Raw genomic sequence first — 18511 nt, forward strand, 5'->3', positions numbered from 1 at the left:
TAATTGGGTTCATTTAGGTGTTTACTTTCCATACATGCCCGTCCGAATCGAGAATTTCCTTTCCCCAAACCGGAAGTTCGGCCTTAATTCTTTCTACCAATTCGTCACAGGCATCCATTGCTGCCCTCCTGTGCTTTGATGATGTGAACACAAAAAGGCAAATCTCCCCGACTTTCACTTCACCAAGACTGTGGTAGATATGCATACAAGTAAGCGGATATTTAGCAAAGATAGCCTCTCTAATTTCAAAAGCCTTCTCCAAAGCCATTTCCTCATAGGCGGTATAGTCAATGGCTACCACGCTTCCACCTTCTTTTTGGTCTGCTCTGACCTGACCTAAAAAAATGGAATGACCGCCAATGTCGGTTTTGCTACTGTGGTTGGCGATTGACTGTGCGATTTTCTCCGGAGAAATCGCTCCGGAAACAAAAATATTCTTGGGTGTTCTTTTCTTTTCAGACATAATTTATTCCTTTTTTGAGCTTGGGAATGCTAAAATTCCTCCCCGGACCGAATATATTTTTAATGTTGGCTCCAGACCCTGAAGTAACAGGGCAGCCTTTTTACTTCTCACTCCACTTTGACAAAACAACCAAGCCTCTTTCTTTCTCCCGGATAATCCTAGACCTTTCTGAATTTCTGAAAGAGGCAATTTCACATGTGAAAAATCTTCTAGTAATGGGAATTCTCCCTCTTCCCTCACATCCACCAAAACCGCTTCCTCGGAAAGTTGGGACAATGCTTGCTCCCAGTCTTTCTCCCTCACTCCCTCGCACATAAACTCGTAGTCCAAATTTTCGAATTCCTCTTTTGAAGCAGGCATCTGCTTGCGGGCATCCGGGTTTGGACTGATTGAAACCTCAAAACTCTGAGCAGAAAGACTGTTGAAAAACAAAACCCTTCCAGAAAGCACTTTGCCCAATCCCGAAATCACTTTGATTGCTTCTGCAGCCATCAAGGTCCCAATCGTTCCCGGCAATACTCCTAAAACTCCGGTTTCAGCACAATTGGGAACCTCTCCTAGAGCAGGTGGTTCGGGAAACAAATCCCTATAATTGACAGAATTTTCTCTATGATTAAATACGGAAACCTGTCCCTCATACTGATATATAGCTCCAAATACCAAAGGCTTCCCCAACAATACGCAGGCATCATTGACTAAATACCGAGTTGCAAAATTATCTGAACCATCTATAACCAAATCATAATCCCCGATGATCTTCAAGGCATTTTGGGGAGTGATAAATTCAGCAAACTGATCAATCGACAGATCCCGGTATTTTCCCTGAATATGACCTGCTGCTACCTCTACTTTTTTCCTTCCCAGGTCTTTCTCTCCATAAATAACCTGTCGGTTTAAATTGGAAACGGAAACGACATCCCCATCGACAAGTCCTATCTTTCCAATACCAGCTGCCGCCAAGTACAAAAGTATAGGACAACCCAGGCCACCGGCACCTATCAACAGCACAGAGGACCGGCTTAGTTTTTCCTGTCCTTCCTTACCAAAACCCGGCAATAGGATTTGTCTTTCAAATCGATCCATGCTGATTAGCCTCCTGAAAAAGGTGGTAAAAGTGCTACCTCTGCTTGCTCGGGAAGCCGCACATTCCCTACAATCAGGGTTTTATTGATCGCGATACTATATTTCATTTCTTTCAGATCCGGAAATCTCGCCTCCAATTCCTTGCGAAGACCATCAGTATCTTCACAGGCATCCCACTCCAAAGCTGTATTCCCGAGCTTTTCAGCAATCATCCCAAATGCCTTGATATTAATCTTATTATACATAGAAGTCTGCGATTTCTCTAATTTACGAAAGTCCTAGAATCAGGATAAAATCAACTTGATAGATGCAAAAAGAAGCACAAAGGCTAACAGGTATTTCAGCGCGGTCACACTGAATTTTTTGGCGCCTAAATAAGCTCCCAACAAGCCTCCCCCAACTGTAATAGGCAACAAAATCCAGAGTTCCTGGGAAATTGTAATTTCATAGGAACTTGCGCCTATAAACCCTGAAACAGAATTTAAAAAGATAAATAAGGCACTTAATGCGGCGGTTTCCTTTACCCCAGCCCAACCCAACATCAGAATAATGGGTGAAAGAATAATACCGCCTCCTATTCCGATCAAACCGGAGACAAAGCCAATAAGGAGTCCCAATACCGGCCCCATCCACCAAGCCCTTTCTATTTTTTCATTTTCGGAAATAGGAAAAACCCCACCAAACCTCAAAACAGGAAATAGCAAAAGGACTCCCAATACCTTTTTGTAAATGGTGGCATCCAGCAAAATCTTCCCTCCCAAGAAGGCCGCAGGAATGGAGAAAATGATCAATGACAAAAAAAGCTGGGTGGGGAAATTTCCTGCCTTTCGATAATTCAGGAAGGCAGCCATGGAAACCATCATGTTTAAGATCAATGCAGTCGGTCTGATCTGCTCGGGAGCAAAACCCAAAAGAGCCAAAATCATTAAATAGCTGCTTGCACCACCATGCCCTACTGAGGCATAAAAAAAAGCCGCAATTGGCATCAACAAAAACAAACCGTAATAGCCCAGTTCTTCCATAGTTACCATTTATAGAATTTCACCAAATCACCAGAGCCAATTTCCTCACTACCCATAGGGATTTCTGCGAATCCATCTGCCTCTCCAAAAGCAAACAAGTTGAAGGATTCCTGTCCTGTCAACACCTCCACCTTTCCATTCCGAATCTTGGACTTGAGAAATACTGTCAATCGCACTTTTGAAACATGAGACTGTGCCATTGGAAGTAACTCCCAATTCTCCCAGGTATTTGAATAACCCATTTGGCCTCTGATCCAAGGCTTGACATAATTCATGAAGCAGGACAAGACTGAAGCTGGATTTCCGGGCAATGCAAAAACCATCTGGCTGGAAGTTCTTCCCGCAAAAAGGGGTTTTCCAGGTCTCTGGCTAACTTTATAAAAAAGCTCCTTTACCCGGTTTTCAGATAGGGCTTGCTTGACAAAGTCATAATCCCCAACAGAAATACCACCCGTAATCAAGATTAAGTCGGCCCATTCAAGGGCCTTTTTCACTGAATCAATTACCTCGGATTTTTCATCATTCACCTTGATGGTTCGGATATCCTTTACCCCCATATCGGAAAGCCAGGCAGTTAGCGCTGGACCATTGGCATTGTAAATATGCCCGTGGGAAAGATTTGTTCCTATTTCCTGAATTTCGTCTCCGGTAATCAATAAAGCAACTTTAGGAGTGGCATAAACCTGAACTTCGGTCACCCCTACTGAAGCCAATAATGAGATCATTCCCGGAGTAAGCAACGAACCTTTTTGTGCTATCAAATCACCGTTCTGACATTGTGCCCCTTTCTTCCTAACATGCATTCCAAGGTTAGAATCAGCAGGGTCGAAGAAGACTTTGTCTCCTTCTTTTCTGACTTTTTCCTGCTGGACAACTGTATCAGAACCTTTTGGAATTGGTGCTCCTGTGAATATTCTTACAGCTTGTCCAGATTTTAAAATCAAATCTGAGGATTTACCTGCTGGCACTTCCCCAACTAATTCTAGAGAGTTAATTCCCTCAGACCAGGAAAAGGCATATCCATCCATGGCCGAATTGTCAAAGGAAGGAACATCCATGGGAGAAAAAATAGGTTCAGACAGAAATCTTCCCCTTGCCTGAATCAAAGAAAGCCTTTCCTCAACGGTTGGAAATTTCTGGGATTGTAGTATTTCTTTGGCCTTATCGACAGTAATCATTTCTCCTACCCTCCGATTTTGATCATACTCCTGTTTTGAATTTTTTCGGGGTCTGCCTTTTGGTAATCGGCAGAAAACTGCCCCCCCAATGCGGCATGTTTGGAAGCAACTGATTGTTGGATCGTCGGAATCACATCTTCCCCTTTTCTTAAAAGACCTAACAAATCAAGCTCTTGACTTCCAAACAAACAATTCTTGATTTTACCATCCGCTGTAAGTCTCAACCTATTGCAGTCTCCACAAAAATGCTCACTCATCGTAGTGATAAAGGCAAAAGTCCCCTCATATCCAGAAACTTTATATTTTTTTGCCGTGGCGTGAGGCTCGTCATAGAGCTTTTCAAATTCAAATTCCTTAGAAGCCAGAGACAACATTTCTGCTGCTGTAATCACCTTTTTGCTTTCCCAGTGATTGCCCTGAAACGGCATAAACTCTATAAACCGCACATGAATGGGCAGGTTTTCTGTCAATTTGATAAATCCTGTCAATTCATCTTCAATCAAACCATGGAGAGCAACAGCATTGATCTTGACCCTGAAACCCTCATCAATCAACAACTGTATGTTTTCCCAAACTTGCTCAAATTGATCTCTACGGGTTAGTTTGCGGAATTTTTCAGGATTTAATGTATCCAGGCTGACATTTACCGAACGGACTCCAGCTTGTTTCAAATCCTGAATATAATGATGAATTAAAACCCCATTGGTAGTTAAAGTAAGCTCCACGGGTAGCTTGGAAAGGCTTTCAAGTATTTTCGAAAAATCCTTTCGAACCAAGGGTTCCCCACCTGTTAAGCGGATTTTTTTTATCCCTTGCCCAACAAAAATTTCTGCCAAACGCACCAATTCTTCAGCATTCATCAAACGGGAATGCGGCATCCACTGCATATCCTCCTGAGGCATACAATACGTGCAACGGAAATTGCAATGGTCTGTCAGTGAAATTCGCAGGTAATCGTGAGTACGTCCAAAACGATCTTTGAGCATAATTGGCTATTTCAAATTCCAAACTAGAAAGATCAAAGAGGATAAGCAATGAAAAGGCTCTATCCAGTTGGAATTTTATCTAAAAGGCGAGCGATCCATTTCCTTATAAAGGGCTCGAGGACATAAAGCTTCACTTCGAAATAGTTGACATTAAATCTTATCCTTCATTCGATCCTTTCCCTCAAGTACAAACCTCCACTCTTTTTTTAAAAAATTCTTACGAGGATCAAATCGAAACCTAGGAATATCAAATCGCCTTTATTCCTTCTCAAATTGTGAAAGGAAATTCTCAGCAATTTTAAGAGGGCGAAAAGTCAATCTGTTTTTCACTCGAAGGGCTCTGCTTCTTTTTGCTATATCACGAAGGGCAGTCAACACTTCCAAAATATGCCCTCCTTTATTGATCATGATACATTCTGCCATGGCTGCCCGACCAGCGTCTGTAATTTCAGCCCTACTGGCTATACCATATTTCCGCAGGCTTTCCAATACCTGGGTAGCCCAGATTACCGGAGCATGTGCCGCTTCGCAAAGCCAGGAAATTTCTTCCTGAATCTCTACCAACCGCTCAAACCCAATTTCCACTGCTAAGTCGCCTCTGGCTATCATCACTCCAAAAACCGGCTCTACCATTCCTTCCAATAGTAAGTCTGGCAGATTAACGACTGCCTCGTTGGTTTCAATTTTTAGGATAATGTGAGGAATAGTATCGGACAGGTTTTTCATAGCTGTCCTCAGTTCAGCAAGATCAGCTGCTTCCCTAACAAAAGAGAATCCAACGGTGTCCGCATTAAAAACCACCCAAGGCAGGCACTCCCTATCAAAACTGGTCAAGGAGGAAATTTCTAATATTGAATCCGGGAAATTGATCCCCTTTCCAGCTTTTAAAACTGGTTTTTTGGAGGAAATCCGTTCAATAATCAACTGAACTGCATCCCTTTGCTTTTTTTCCACCTTGGCCAAAATTAAGCCATCGTCAAAAAACACCCTGTCCCCGACATTAAGGTATTGGATCACTCCCGGTTCATTGGGGCTGATGACGATTTCAGATTTCCCAAAGCCTTCAGCCTCTTCACTAAGCCAAATCTTGCATCCCTGAAAAATGGGGACTCTGCCCTCCTTTCTTCCCTGTTTTAGCAAAACCGTACGGATTTTGGGTCCAGCTAAGTCCACATGGATTTTGCAGGGAATTCCTGTTCTTTCACTGGCAATCCGGATTTCCTCCACCATTTTATCCCAAGAAGGGATATCATCATGCGCACAATTGATTCGGGCTACTCCCATTCCGTTTTTCAGGAGTTGCTCAACAAAACCGGGCTCATCCAAAAAGGAAGGATCCATGGTGACCATTACTGAAGAGGGCCATTCCGCTAGTTTGTCCCCAAATAGTCTTCTACTGCTGTTTTCAATCTTTTTACAGCCAAAAGCCAAAGTACAGGCATCTTCTTCAGGAAACTCCACACCCAATCGCTCCAAAGTAACCTGGATTTGCCTATGGGTATGACTTTCACAACTGGCAAGAGAGGACAAACCATTTCTGTGCAACTCGTACTGAAGGTGCTGAATATCAGTTTTCCTCAAAACCAGATATTTCAGAAGATTGATTGCCGAAGGAAGATTATCCGGGTGGATTTTCTTCAATACATCCGCATAGCGCAAGGGAACTTGCTGCATCTCAAGTTCAAGTGAGGCTAGTTGAGTTTTTATTTCCTGAAGAGGAGTGGCCATTAGCGAGGACAAGTAAGATTTCTAATTTCCCAATTATTACGGAATAAAACAGGAATACCTGAAGAAAAAGTAGAGCTCGACCAAAGAAATCTGATTACAAAATATAGGGAGGACTATATACTTTTTTTGATCCAATTGAAGCGGATCGATGGTATCCTTCGTCAAGACACTACAACAAAAACTAAATCCAACAAGTATGTTTGAACGATTCAAGCCTTTTACAAACGTTGCGGCAAAGGGAATTTTAAGTGCCGCCCTTATCGGAGCCTCCGTCTCCTTAACCAGCTGTCTGGATGAAATGCCTCCCCTTCCTCCAGCAGCTTACATTTCCATCTACCAAGGTTCACCCGATGCACCTGCCTTGGATATTTATGCAAATTCCAACAAGGTCAATAACGACCCGGTAAACTTCTCCGAAGCCTTGGCTTATAGTCCATTTTATATAGGGCAGCGTAGCTTCAAAATCTCCTCTTACAATGCGGCAACTACCTTATTGGAAAAGGAATTCACCCTGGAGGAGGACCTGGTTTATTCCATGTTCTTGATGGATGAGGTAGCTGACATGGATGCTATTCTGCTTGAAGATGATTGGGAAGACCCAATCGCGGGCGAAGCGCAAATTCGATTTGTACACCTTTCTCCAGATGCAGGGGAGGTAATTGTGGAAATCACTGAAAGTGAAACTCTTCTGGCCGATGATATTGCTTTCGGGGATAACACAGATTTTGATTCTTTTGAAGGTGGAACTTTTGACATCGCTGTAAAAAGTGCAGCCACAGGAGACACTCTGGTGTTTGCAGAAAACATCGAATTGGAAGAGAAGAGAGTCTATACCTTAGTACTCAGAGGACTTTTGGAAACAGATGATCAGGATCTCAGTATAGATTTACAATTGATAACCAACTATATCCACTATTAATAACTACTGATTACAGAAAAACCGGAACTTTTGGTCCGGTTTTTTTTTATCCTGTTTTCAAAGTAATGCGGGGTTGATATCTCCAATGCTTCGAATGGATTTGGTCTTGACTGTCCCAGTTTAAAATAGACACATCTTCGGTAGCTTTGGCTTTACCTATTTCCTTTAATGATTTTGCAGAAAAAGTGTAAACCAAGAGTGATCATTCAAAATCTCAATTCATTCGATCTTTTAAAGGATTATTGATTTCCGAACTTAACCTTCAAGGAAGCTCCGAAAAAGCCCGGGTTATCTCCGAATCCAGTAAACTGCTGGATAGGATGATTATAGAAAGGCATCACCACATAGCGCGTATTTTCAGACTGCATGAGCTGGATATTCAAGCCGAAATTCAGAGTGGCAAAAGGATAAAACTTACTATCCACAGACTCCAGGCTAGTACTTTGCACTACCGATTCATTGACTACTTTGAAGCTATTCATCCCAGCCGCATCCGCCTCAACCACTGTAACCTGTCGGTTGAAGGAAGTTTCTAATTCTGCAGTCTGGCTGAATGCGTAAAAATTGGAAAATCCGGCTTGAACAGAAATTGAGTTGGATCGAGTCAAAGGATAGTTAAAATATACTGGCAGTTCGATTTGGGCCTGTCTGACTTGAACTTTGTCCTTACTCGGTGCAATGGATGCTGCCACTCCTGGCATTGAGGAAGTATTAAGATTGTTCTGTTGATTCAGAAAATTTACTCCAATCCCTGAACCCAGACTCAATCTTCCGGGCAAATCCAAGTCGACCAAAACCCCAAGTGCCAGAGAAGAACTCTCAATAGAAGCCCCATTTTGCTGACTGCTTCCAAAGCCCGGAGCTAAGCCTAGCCCAAAACCCAATTTTGCTTTTGTTTCTGGAATCTCATCAAATTCCGATTCACTTCTGAAAAGTCCCAGGGAAGTATCCTCTTTTTCGGTATCACTTTGCTCTGCCACCAAAGTAGTCTGGTTTAGAAAGGTATTTGTCTCCAATTCCTCTTTAAGAATAGCTTCTTCCCGTTGCGGAGTCTCAACTAATGGATTTTCTACAGCGTCTGATTTTTCGGAGATTTCTTCCTTTCCGGTTCTAGAGTTATCCTTAGCTCCTTTCCTGTTAAGAAAACCCTCCTGAGAATTTGCCAAAGCAATTAAGGATTCTGACTCTTCCACCGATGGGTTTTCACTAGGGAATTCTGATTCATGGATTGGATTTGAATCCTCTACTCTAGTCCTATTCTCTTGATTAATATCTGCTCTTTTTTCAACAGTAAAATTCTGAGGAGCCAGAACCGGTTCTGACTTTTGAGACAAGATCCCTACCATTCCCAAGAGCAAAATAGAAGCCGCGACACCCGATACCCAATACGCTATTTTCTTGCGGCGTTTTGCAGACCGCATTTTTTCAAATGCCTCCCAAGCCCCCAATTCATAGGGGTGATACTGAGTCTCCTGATGTTTTCTCAGGGAATCTGCTATTGTTTTACCAAGCTTATCTTCCCGCATATTCTTTAAAATGAAAGTGAACAAGCTGACGCAATTTTGCTTTGGCACGCGTCAGATACACCCGTGACGAACTTTCGGTGATTTCAAGTTGTCCGGCAATTTCTTTATGGCTATAACCTTCTATTTCATAAAGGTTGAACACCAACATTTGGTCATCCGGCAACTTCCGGATCAAGGCGATCAGATCCTCATATGCCAAATCCGAAATGGCATTGAACTCATGAAAAACCTCGGTCTGTTCGTTGATTTCCAGCTGCTCTCTCACCCTTTTGTTTTTCCTGTAGAAATCTATCGCCGTATTTACTGTAATCCTTCTGAGCCATGATCTAAGAGACTGAAACTCGTTGAAGTTTTGTATTGAGCTGAAAAATTTCAGGAAAGAGTCATTGACAATCTCCTGGGCCAAGTCCCGATCTTTGGCATAGGAAAGACTGATCCCCATGACATAGCCATAGTATTTCTTGAAAAAAAATTCCTCATGTTTGGCCGACCGACGTTTGCAACCGTCAATCAGCTCCTCATCAGACCAGTTCAATACAAAAGAATTCTAATTAATCCCTGGGAAAGTCTGTATTCAAACGACTATTCTCCTGCTCTAGGTTTTGTTTCCGCTCGATTTCCGTTTTTTTCCAACCTAGCTTTATTTCATTCCAAGGCAAAAGTTTCTCATTTTTTTCTTCAGAAAATGGCCTAACTGGCCTTATTCCTGAGCCTGCCTGACCGGTAAAACTGAAGAAAAACAGAAACAATGCTACCCTGAAAAATAAACCCATGTTTTCTTTTTTCACAAGACGACATGAGTTTAAAAAGTGCTACAGAAGGATTAAAAATTCTTATTCGCTTAATAGTTAGACTCGGTTCTTTTTAACTCTCCATCCCATTCAATTTCAAGTCTAAAGGGATCCAAAATTTCATCCAAAAGCACCGAAACCTCTTCTCTATTGAGTTTTTTATCAGTGGTAAATTCACTTTTAAGCCCTCTACGCTTCCAGGCTTGAGCTATTTCCAACAAAGGAGTATTCTCTCGAACCAGGGAAATCAAAATCTGAAATCGCTCTCCGGTCAAATAATCACCGGAAGCAGCCCAATAATCCTTCAGTTGGGGGTAGAGGGGTTTTAAACCCTCAATCAATTCAAACTCTGTCATCAGACGATCCGGATAAAACCAGGTTTGATTGGCCCATAAATAAGGCACACCATCTCCTTTGATAATTCCGCATGCTCCAATTCTTTGCATAGCCTGGAAATGAGGATCTGAGGGTTTCATATCCAAAAAAGGCATGATATAGGCTCCTTGACGAAGTAAAAGTTGCTGCACATCCCGGATTGAAACCTCATCAAGATTTTTTCCACTTTTGGAAGCCACAGTGGCCAAGACCCCGGCCGCTTGACCAATTCCCAATACCACCGGCTGAAGACGGGTGGCTCCATTCACAATATTGGAAACGGAAATGCTTTTCTCAGCTAAAATCAAAGCCTTGTGATTCTTTGGAATCATTGCCCCCAAGGGCACATTGTAGGAAGGAACCCTGATTTTGATGAAATCAATGGCAGGAGCATCGGGGTTTTTCTTATGATGATGGTCAATGGTATAATCTCCCACCGCTACCCCGGTTCTATAAAGAGGACTGGGAGCCTCATAGGGAGACATCACATAAGGAAGAGTAAAATCCACCAAGCCTAAATACCTTCTTGATTCACGATGGTAAGGGATCATGGGCAATCCATCCTTCGTGGGATATTCATCTGTTGCAATTCCCAGATGCTTATACCCCAATTCATGCTGCAGGTAATACACAAAACGAAGACTCGTCTGCTTGGCCTTTTCAAGCTCCAACTCCCTTTCTTTAGGGCTCAACTCCACCAAATTGACATAGTAATCATTCCCGCAGTTGGGCCAGTTGATCATATACTTGCCATTGGGGAGTTTTCCATAGTCAAGCATTTTACCACAGTCCAAAGTCGGTGCATTATCTGTGGTGGGATCCGCATGGGCACAGGCACAGGCAAATTCGGATGGGTCATAATTTTCAGGTCTGGGAATGGTTTGATCAGAATCTGCACCGAAATCCTGCAAAGTCACCACATAGGTCAAATCCTGAACGATATCATTTGCCTGTTCTGGAGCAAAATCCTCCCCGATTTCATCCCTGGCATCCATCCCCAATCTATAAGGCAAGCCTTGGGAAGCCGCCACATCCCCCAATTCCGTGGCGTCAATCAAAATTGGGGAGGTGGCAACATAAGCCTTTCCTGCTTTGATATATTCCACCTTCCATTGCCCTTGCTCATACACCGCTGATTTCCAGTTACTCTTTATAGAAACTTCCAAAGTAGGGATGGCGGCAGTGATTTTTTGAAAAATCTCATTCCCTACTTTGGGTTCAAAAAGAGTATTGCTCACCCATCCAGTAGACAAAGCCCTCTGGGAGCCGTAATGCGCGATCAATGAGTCCCGAAACTCACCCCAGATTCCAGATGGCAATCGGTGGTTTCCATCAATCGCAGAAACACCCGCGGAAGTCAGCATTCCCCCAAGCCAGGTAGTTTCTTCGATTAATAGGGTTTTGGTCCCTAACCTCCCTGCGGATATAGCAGCGGAAGTTCCACTTGCCCCTCCTCCGATCACGATCAGGTCGTAATGCTGTTGGGCAAAGAGTAAATGAGTTCCAAAGAAAAATATGAAGAGGGAGAAAAGGCTTTTTTTCATCAATTGAAAGGGTTTATAAAACTCAAAATCGGCTACTGAAAATAGATTCATTCACAAAATGAAGAGTTGCTCCAATCAAGGCTGCGTTCTCTCCAAGTTCCGATACCTGAAAGGGTATATCTACCTGCATGGACTTTAGGTATTCTTCAGTAAAAGGAAGAAAAAAAGAAGCCGCCTTGCTGATTTTCCCTCCTAGAACAACACCCTCGGAATGTAGGCGAATCAGGTAGGGAAACAAAAACTCTCCGAGAGAGCGACCAAACTCTTTGAAAATCTCCTGAGATAAAAGCGGATCAAAGCCTTCCGTAACCAAATCCCTAACCCCGGAGATTTCCATTCCAAATTTGTCTTTTGCGTATTTTTTGAACCAACCTGTACCTAGATAATCCTCAGCAATGCCGTCCCGAAAAGGAGCAGTCCATAGTTTGGCATCTTTGACTACTTCCTCCATCTTGATCGCAGAGCCCAAACCGGTACCCAAAGTCAGGCCTAGGGAGTTAGAAAAATTCCTTCCAGCACCTCCAAAGCTCTCCCCCTTCAAAAATGCCTCTGCATCATTGGTAAAAGCAATGTTTTCAGGAGGAATTCCCAGACTTTCCGCAAGAAGATTTTTGACAGACAAGCCAAACAAGGATTTCATTTTCCCTTGATCTTGGATCAAAGAAATACCATTAGAATAATCAAATGGACCCGGCATTGCAATTCCAATTTGCGGGGCAATTTCTCCCTCAGCAACTTTTCTTATCACCGATGACCAAGCCTCAATGATCTGACCCACATTTCCAAAAGTATCCACATCCGATTCGGCAAAAGACAACACCTCTGCCCTATCCCCATTCCACTCCGCTTTAGCTGCCGAGATATGGGATCCCCCAATATCGACTCCAATAATTCCTCTATTCCTACTTTCCTTGGTCATTATTCTCATTTAACTCCTCGAAGATTACCTGAAGAAGGCTTCCGGTTTGATCCTCCGAAAGTTCCCAAAACATAGCACCTGCAAGACCATTAGCTTTGATAAAATCCATTTTAGCTTTCATGGATTCCTGATCTTCAAAGGTAATCCAAACGGAATCCTGGGCCGAATACAAATAGGGAGCTGCTGCTTTTTCATCCCAAAACCGGGTAAATGAGGGATTCCCCAATAGTTCATCAATTTCAGTAAATGGGATTCCCCTTTTGAAATTTCCCGTCTGAAAAAGCCCATTTTCGACTGGTGTCACCTTTTCCCACATTCTTCCATAAAAAGGAACTCCTAAAACCAGCTTTTCTGCAGGTACTCCGAATTCCATATGTTCTTCCACTGTTGTTTGTGCCGAGCGTCCCTTAGCTCCATTGGGAAATAAATTAGCATGATGCCCCGTCACCAGATCACCAGCTGTATAAAAATCATAGGCCATAATATTGACGAAATCCAGGTATTTCTGGGCTTCTGCCATATCGTTTACCTCCAGATAATTCCTGAATCCACCTGAAGCTATGGTGGTCAGATAATGTTTGCCGTGAAGCTGTCCAAGAGAGTCCAAGGCGGCGCGGAAACTCTTGAGCATGGATACAAAATTCTCCTTGTCTTCAGGTCTAAAGGGATTGTTGTCACCGGGAAGTCCGGGGTATTCCCAATCAAAATCCAGTCCATCCAACTGATATTTTATCAAAAAGTCCACACCCGAATCAGTAAGCTTTTTTATACTTTCTGAAGTCAAAACAGCATCAGAAAAGCCCTTGGATCGTGTCCATCCACCAATGGATACCAGGATTTTGAGGTCCGGGTTTCTTTCTTTCAATTGATTCAGCATCAAAAAATTAAGGCTATCTCTTTCCTTATTGTCATCTATATGCATCACTAGCCCATCCTTTACATCGGCAAAAGCATAATTGACATGGGTCAGTTTTTCGGCAGGAATCTGATCAGCTTGAGGGTTTTTCCATCCGGCCACGTAACCGACCACATGATACTTCTTTTCAGGTTTTGTGGTTTCGGGATTTGGTTTGGAACAAGCCGCCAAAAAGATCAATCCAAAGAAAACAAGGTATTTCATAGAGTTTCGGGTTGAATGAAATAAAATTAAAAAAAGACAGGAGTTTTGAACCATCTCAAAACTCCTGTCCATGAATTAAGTAAATAGAGAATTAATTTCCTCCGTCCCACCACACTTTGGTGGCAAACAAATCTCCTCCCATTCGGGAAACAGCAGCCTGATAGTTTTCTGGATTGGAACCAATCTCAGACTCCCAATATCTCAGTCTTCTTGGAATAAAATTACCCTCGAAAGCATTTGGATCTTGAGTTGGTGTCAAAACTGGATAACCTGTTCTTCTCCAGTTAGACCAAGATTCGATATCATTCAGGAAGGTAGCAGCCCAATACTCTTCAGCAATCAAGCGAAGTTTGTCTTCATTGGAAGCCGATCCGAATCCTCTTGCAGCCACATAGGACTGGATTTGAGGTCCAGTGATCACAAAAGAAGGGTCAAAGTAAGACCAGGCATTCATGGCCGCAGTGATACCATTGTCAAAATGAGTTTCTGCACTTCCCGAAATCCAACCTTTAAGAACTGCTTCTGCTCTCATCAATTCAACCTCCGCATAAGAAATCAGGTAGTATGGATCTTCCCAATCCAAATACTTGATATTCAACATGGAGAAGTTTTGCTGAACAGTTGAAAATCTATCCAAAGTACCGGCCGGAACTACATCTCGGATATTGGTAGAATTATATCCATTAGGCATGCCAATCTGCTCGTTAGGATCAGTAATCCAAGTAGAAGCATCTTCAGGATTTCCAATTCCACCGGTGATAATCATTTTTCGCGGATCATCGTTGGCATCCATCCAATTCATGAACGTCTCCGAGATTTTGCAATCCCTAGAATACTTGTATGTATTCCAGTATCCGTCATTCAAACCATTTCGGTTGACACCCTGTGGACCTGGTGCATAATGAATGAAAGCAATATCATCGTTACTTGAAAATGCTCCGCTCGAATTGGCCTCAGTAAAGACTGCCTTTGCTTTTTCAGGATCCACATTACTCATCCTCATAGCCATCCTCATCAGGAGGGAGTTGGCAAACTTTTTCCATTTGTCAAGATCCCCACCATAGATAAAGTCCTGTGTACCAAGCGCTCTTGCAGAAGGAGAAAATTTATCCCTTGCAGCCTTCAGATCATCAATCATCTTGTAGTAAACCTCTTTTTGAGGCTCATAAGTAGGGAACCAATTTTCCTCACCTTCAAGACCATATCCTGCTTGAGTGTAAGGAATGTCTCCGTACATGTCGGTCATTCTCAGCAAATCGAATACACGCAGAATGGTAGCTGCTGCATTGACGTTTACCTCATTTGGATCATCTGCAGTTTTACGGATTACTTCAGAAAATAACCTGACCACACCCGTGTAGTGCGTTTCCATGTAAGCTCCGGAATACTGCGCGGAATAGAAATATTTATCCCCACTGAAATATCCTGCTGTAGAAGCTGTATGCTGAATCATGGTAGCGGCATAGAGCATATTGGCTCTTGTATTTTCATACTCACCACCGATTCTCAAAGTTCCCAGTGAAAACAGATACTGCATATCTATGTTTTCAACCGCATTCTTATTGATATTCAGGTCAAGAAGGTCCTGCTCGCTACAAGAAGTAGCAAACATCAAGGAAGCCAACATCAGACCAGTCATTTTATTTAAAATTCTCATTGTTTCAATAGTTTAGGTTAAACCTTCAGTCTTAGAAGTTAGCAGATAGGTTAAATCCAAAGCTTCTGTTAGCTGGAACAGAGAAGAACTCAAGACCTTGAGCGTTTCCTGAGGTAGTATATGAAGCTTCAGGATCGATGTTTGGTGTCTTTGACCAAAGCAAAGCCAGATTTCTTCCCACTACGGAAAGGGAAAGAGACTGGAACGGAGTCTTTTCTATCATACTTCTTGGGAAGGTATAGCCAAAGGAGAATTCTCTAAGTTTTGCAAATGAAGCATCGTAAACAATGTATTCAGTCACCTGAGAATAGCGCTGCCAGTAATTATCGATAAGATATTGGGTAGGATCATTAGGATTGGCTGGGATAGTCCATGTTCCCGGAGTTCCTTCCGGAGTCACCCCTGTTACGGTCAAATTCCCATCTCTACCAATGAGCGTGTTTTCATGCAAGCCATACTGATACGCGAAATAATCCGTACCTGACATAATATGACCGCCAGATCTAAAGTCTATCAAAGCCATGAGGCTGAACCCTTTGTAGGAGAAAGTATTGGTCAAACCACCCGAAATCGGATGACGACCCTCAGCGATGGTTTCATATCCTGAGGTAGTAACTGGGAAACCATTGGCATCATAAACTTTCTGTCCGTTGATTTCCAAATGCTTGAAACCAGCAATCATACCCAGTGGTTGTCCTACAATATGTCGGATTCTCTCTCTTCTGGTTCGAGCTTCATCCAAGTTTATAAATTGGATAGGATCTCCAGCAGCATTGGTCCCCAAGCTTAGAACTTTTGATTGGTTATTGGCGAAGTTAAAGCTAATGTCCCAACGGAAATCCCCGGCAATAGGGGTACCATTGATCAACAATTCAATCCCTTTGTTTTCCAATTCACCAATATTGACTGTAGTGGAACCAAAGCCTGAGGTTGCTGAGATACCAGTCGCCAATATATCATCGGATGTTTTTCTCTTATAGTAAGCTACGTCGACTCCGAATCGATTGTCAAAAAATCTCAAATCTGCACCTATCTCGAATTCTGAGGAAGTATAAGGAGCCAAACCTGCATTCGGGATAGAACCGTTATTAATCTGTCCTAAGCTGGCGCCTAGATGTCCAGCACCAACCAAACCATAAGTCAAATTCAATGCATAAGGATTAGGTGCTCCACCACCAACTTGTCCCCAGTTACCTCGCAGTTTGGTAAAGGTTACAAACTCTGGCATTTCAACCATATCCGAAATCACCGCAGACAAACCAACGGAAGGATAAAACAACTTGGAATTTTCAGGAGAAAGAGTTGAAAACTGATCCTGACGTCCAGTCACATTTAAGAAGATCATGTTCTTATAGCCCAGGTTGGCAGCGGCGAAATAGGAATTGATTCCCAATTCAGAAAACCCATATCCAAAAGTCGGAGCGGCCACGTTGGTCACGGAGTGGAAGAAAGGTACCACAAGGTCATTCCCTCCACCTGACTTACTTTCTATGGTTCTTCTCATGATATTGGATCCTATGAAACCGTCCACATCAAAGTCCCCAAAGGTCTTTTCAAATCCAATCAACAAATCCGCATTGTTTTCTCGAATCGTAGTGGCACTTGTATTGTAACTTCCTCTTGGTTTGAAAGCAGTACCATAGGCCTCAAATGAGTAATCATCTCTGATCTGGAAATCAGTACCAAATCTTCCTTGAGCATACAACCAGTCTGTAAAATCATACCTCAAAGACATGTTGCCCATGATTCGGTCAGTCACGTCCTCTCTGCCCCACTGATAGGCTGCCCAATAAGGGTTCGTTTGGAAAACGTTGCTTTGATATCTCAATTCATACCCATTCTCCAATGCACCAGGCTTATTTGGATCACCTTTCATTACGTCCAAAGGAATATTTCCCGGCTTCACAATCATGGAGAAGTTGGCATTTCCCGGAGAATCAGAAAGTCTAGGTCTGTTTTGAGCTTCCTGCTTTGAATATTGTCCTGTAACAGCAAGAGTGAATTTCCCCTGTTTGCTATTGACATTGATGTTAGCCACATTTCTGGTAAAATTGGCATTTGGCATGACATCCTTATTGTCCAAATTGGAGAAAGAAAAACGATAGGTAGTCTTTTCATCACCTCCAAACAAAGCAATGGAGTTGTTCCAGGTCTGACCCATGTTATAAAAATCACTCAATCCCTCCCCTGTAAAGGAATAGGGTCTTTGTTGCCCGTCAAACTGAATGGCCTGAGCTCCATCATAAGCAGCTCCCCATCCATTGTTGGCTGTATTGATAGCCTCATCTTGGGTCAATGGCTTTCTACCATCCTGACCTGGGCCATAAACGCGCTGAAAATTGGTTCGGTCCACGACAGTTTCTGCAGTGAAGTTTGAATTGAAGGAAACTCCTACTCCCTTTCTTGCCCTTCCAGCTTTGGTCGTAATGATAATAACTCCGTTGGCAGCTCTGGCTCCATAAAGTGCAGCAGCTGTATTCCCCTTCAAAACTGAAAGGCTCTCAATATCATCTGGGTTGATGGAAGCAAGACCATCACCCGCATCATTTCCACCCCAAAGTCCGGCAGAACCTAAGTTTCCGGATTCAATCGGAACCCCGTTCACGACATAAAGTGGCTGGTCATTTCCAGTCAATGAGGAACCACCCCGAATCACAACCCGGGTGGAGCCTGCAGCACCGGTTGCAGGAGGTGTTACGTTGACACCTGCCACTTTACCGGTAAGGGCATTTCCTAGGTTAATGGCACGAGACTCGGTGAATTTGTCGCCGGAAAGCTGAGTCACAGAATAACCCAAAGCCTTCTTGTCTCGCTGCATACCAAAGGAGGTTACTACAACTTCCCCCAATTCAGAGATGTCCTCAGAAAGGGTTACATCCAAAATTGTTTGGTTTCCAACAGTAAATTCCTGGGTAGTATAGCCTATAAATGAAAAAACCAAAACAGAGTTCGGTCCTACACTAATGGAATATTTCCCGTCCACATCAGTGGTCGTACCGGTCTGATTGGTCTTGTCTAGAACTGTTACGCCAGGAATGGGCAAACCATCATCGCCCGCGACAGTGCCTGTCAGAATACGATTCTGGGCATGGGCCTGGATGCTGAAAAAAAACAGCATTAACAACCCATACGAGAGTGATAAAATTTTTCTCATAGTTTAAATTAAAGGGTTAGAAATAAATTATTTAAGCGATCCGGTA

The 18511-nt window shown here is 43.0% G+C and carries 15 protein-coding genes; 1 reads left to right on the forward strand and 14 read right to left on the reverse strand.

All coding sequences use genetic code 11. From position 1 onward, the window contains the following. Nucleotides 1-13: 13 nt before the first annotated feature. The 7 genes from P2G54_RS10655 to P2G54_RS10685 form a co-directional block, all read right to left on the reverse strand. Complete coding sequence (locus tag P2G54_RS10655; RefSeq protein ID WP_275870938.1) at nt 14-463, reverse strand: molybdenum cofactor biosynthesis protein MoaE; 450 nt, start codon at nt 461-463, stop codon at nt 14-16. Nucleotides 464-466: 3 nt separating this feature from the next. Further along, a complete protein-coding gene (locus P2G54_RS10660) occupies nt 467-1546 on the reverse strand; it encodes a HesA/MoeB/ThiF family protein (protein WP_275870940.1) in 1080 nt (359 codons plus the stop codon). A gap of 5 nt (nt 1547-1551) precedes the next feature. Beyond that, on the reverse strand, nt 1552-1791 hold the full coding sequence (locus tag P2G54_RS10665; protein ID WP_275870941.1) for a MoaD/ThiS family protein: 240 nt from the start codon (nt 1789-1791) through the stop codon (nt 1552-1554). A 39-nt stretch (nt 1792-1830) separates the two neighbouring features. After that, nucleotides 1831-2577, reverse strand: a complete 747-nt coding sequence (locus tag P2G54_RS10670; protein ID WP_275870942.1) for a sulfite exporter TauE/SafE family protein — start codon at nt 2575-2577, stop codon at nt 1831-1833. After that, complete coding sequence (locus P2G54_RS10675; protein ID WP_275870944.1) at nt 2571-3746, reverse strand: molybdopterin molybdotransferase MoeA; 1176 nt, start codon at nt 3744-3746, stop codon at nt 2571-2573. Before P2G54_RS10675 ends, P2G54_RS10670 begins: the two co-directional genes overlap by 7 nt. Before the next feature lie 5 nt (nt 3747-3751). Continuing rightward, nucleotides 3752-4732 carry a GTP 3',8-cyclase MoaA gene (gene moaA, locus P2G54_RS10680; protein ID WP_275870945.1) on the reverse strand — a complete coding sequence of 327 codons (981 nt, stop codon included), beginning with the start codon at nt 4730-4732 and terminating at the stop codon, nt 3752-3754. Between the two features lie 258 nt (nt 4733-4990). Next, nucleotides 4991-6472, reverse strand: coding sequence for a pyruvate kinase (locus tag P2G54_RS10685; protein ID WP_275870947.1), 1482 nt, complete (start codon nt 6470-6472; stop codon nt 4991-4993). 184 nt (nt 6473-6656) lie between these two features. On the opposite strand from P2G54_RS10685, the gene P2G54_RS10690 reads away from it, so the two are divergent. Further along, a complete protein-coding gene (locus tag P2G54_RS10690; RefSeq protein WP_275870948.1) occupies nt 6657-7379 on the forward strand; it encodes a DUF4397 domain-containing protein in 723 nt (240 codons plus the stop codon). 239 nt (nt 7380-7618) lie between these two features. On the opposite strand, the gene P2G54_RS10695 is transcribed toward P2G54_RS10690, so the two are convergent. The 7 genes from P2G54_RS10695 to P2G54_RS10725 all read right to left on the reverse strand — a co-directional run bounded on the left by P2G54_RS10695 (nt 7619) and on the right by P2G54_RS10725 (nt 18465). Next, a complete protein-coding gene (locus P2G54_RS10695) occupies nt 7619-8905 on the reverse strand; it encodes an outer membrane beta-barrel protein (protein ID WP_275870950.1) in 1287 nt (428 codons plus the stop codon). Next, a complete protein-coding gene (locus tag P2G54_RS10700) occupies nt 8892-9440 on the reverse strand; it encodes an RNA polymerase sigma factor (protein WP_275870951.1) in 549 nt (182 codons plus the stop codon). The genes P2G54_RS10695 and P2G54_RS10700 overlap by 14 nt, the downstream gene beginning before the upstream one ends. Nucleotides 9441-9746: 306 nt before the next feature. Then, nucleotides 9747-11615: an FAD-dependent oxidoreductase gene (locus P2G54_RS10705; protein ID WP_275870953.1), complete on the reverse strand. Its 1869-nt coding sequence runs from the start codon at nt 11613-11615 to the stop codon at nt 9747-9749. A gap of 22 nt (nt 11616-11637) precedes the next feature. Continuing rightward, complete coding sequence (locus P2G54_RS10710; RefSeq protein ID WP_275870955.1) at nt 11638-12534, reverse strand: ROK family protein; 897 nt, start codon at nt 12532-12534, stop codon at nt 11638-11640. Next, nucleotides 12518-13654 (reverse strand): glycoside hydrolase family 18 protein, encoded by a 1137-nt coding sequence (locus P2G54_RS10715; protein WP_275870957.1) that lies wholly within the window; start codon nt 13652-13654, stop codon nt 12518-12520. The genes P2G54_RS10710 and P2G54_RS10715 overlap by 17 nt, the downstream gene beginning before the upstream one ends. Nucleotides 13655-13745: 91 nt before the next feature. Beyond that, entirely contained in the window at nt 13746-15311 is a 1566-nt protein-coding gene (locus P2G54_RS10720) for a SusD/RagB family nutrient-binding outer membrane lipoprotein (RefSeq protein ID WP_275870959.1), read from the reverse strand. 31 nt (nt 15312-15342) lie between these two features. After that, a complete protein-coding gene (locus P2G54_RS10725) occupies nt 15343-18465 on the reverse strand; it encodes a SusC/RagA family TonB-linked outer membrane protein (protein WP_275870961.1) in 3123 nt (1040 codons plus the stop codon). Nucleotides 18466-18511 lie beyond the last annotated feature (46 nt).

Source organism: Algoriphagus sp. CAU 1675 (assembly GCF_029222925.1).
GTDB lineage: Bacteria > Bacteroidota > Bacteroidia > Cytophagales > Cyclobacteriaceae > Algoriphagus.

What these genes read in the sequence shown, in the direction of transcription:
- P2G54_RS10655 (WP_275870938.1), bottom strand. Translation starts at nt 463, where the DNA reads ATGTCTGAAAAGAAAAGAACACCCAAGAATATTTTTGTTTCCGGAGCG.
- P2G54_RS10660 (WP_275870940.1), bottom strand. Translation starts at nt 1,546, where the DNA reads ATGGATCGATTTGAAAGACAAATCCTATTGCCGGGTTTTGGTAAGGAA.
- P2G54_RS10665 (WP_275870941.1), bottom strand. Translation starts at nt 1,791, where the DNA reads ATGTATAATAAGATTAATATCAAGGCATTTGGGATGATTGCTGAAAAG.
- P2G54_RS10670 (WP_275870942.1), bottom strand. Translation starts at nt 2,577, where the DNA reads ATGGTAACTATGGAAGAACTGGGCTATTACGGTTTGTTTTTGTTGATG.
- P2G54_RS10675 (WP_275870944.1), bottom strand. Translation starts at nt 3,746, where the DNA reads ATGATTACTGTCGATAAGGCCAAAGAAATACTACAATCCCAGAAATTT.
- moaA (WP_275870945.1), bottom strand. Translation starts at nt 4,732, where the DNA reads ATGCTCAAAGATCGTTTTGGACGTACTCACGATTACCTGCGAATTTCA.
- P2G54_RS10690 (WP_275870948.1), top strand. Translation starts at nt 6,657, where the DNA reads ATGTTTGAACGATTCAAGCCTTTTACAAACGTTGCGGCAAAGGGAATT.
- P2G54_RS10695 (WP_275870950.1), bottom strand. Translation starts at nt 8,905, where the DNA reads ATGCGGGAAGATAAGCTTGGTAAAACAATAGCAGATTCCCTGAGAAAA.
- P2G54_RS10705 (WP_275870953.1), bottom strand. Translation starts at nt 11,615, where the DNA reads ATGAAAAAAAGCCTTTTCTCCCTCTTCATATTTTTCTTTGGAACTCAT.
- P2G54_RS10710 (WP_275870955.1), bottom strand. Translation starts at nt 12,534, where the DNA reads ATGACCAAGGAAAGTAGGAATAGAGGAATTATTGGAGTCGATATTGGG.
- P2G54_RS10715 (WP_275870957.1), bottom strand. Translation starts at nt 13,654, where the DNA reads ATGAAATACCTTGTTTTCTTTGGATTGATCTTTTTGGCGGCTTGTTCC.
- P2G54_RS10720 (WP_275870959.1), bottom strand. Translation starts at nt 15,311, where the DNA reads ATGAGAATTTTAAATAAAATGACTGGTCTGATGTTGGCTTCCTTGATG.
- P2G54_RS10725 (WP_275870961.1), bottom strand. Translation starts at nt 18,465, where the DNA reads ATGAGAAAAATTTTATCACTCTCGTATGGGTTGTTAATGCTGTTTTTT.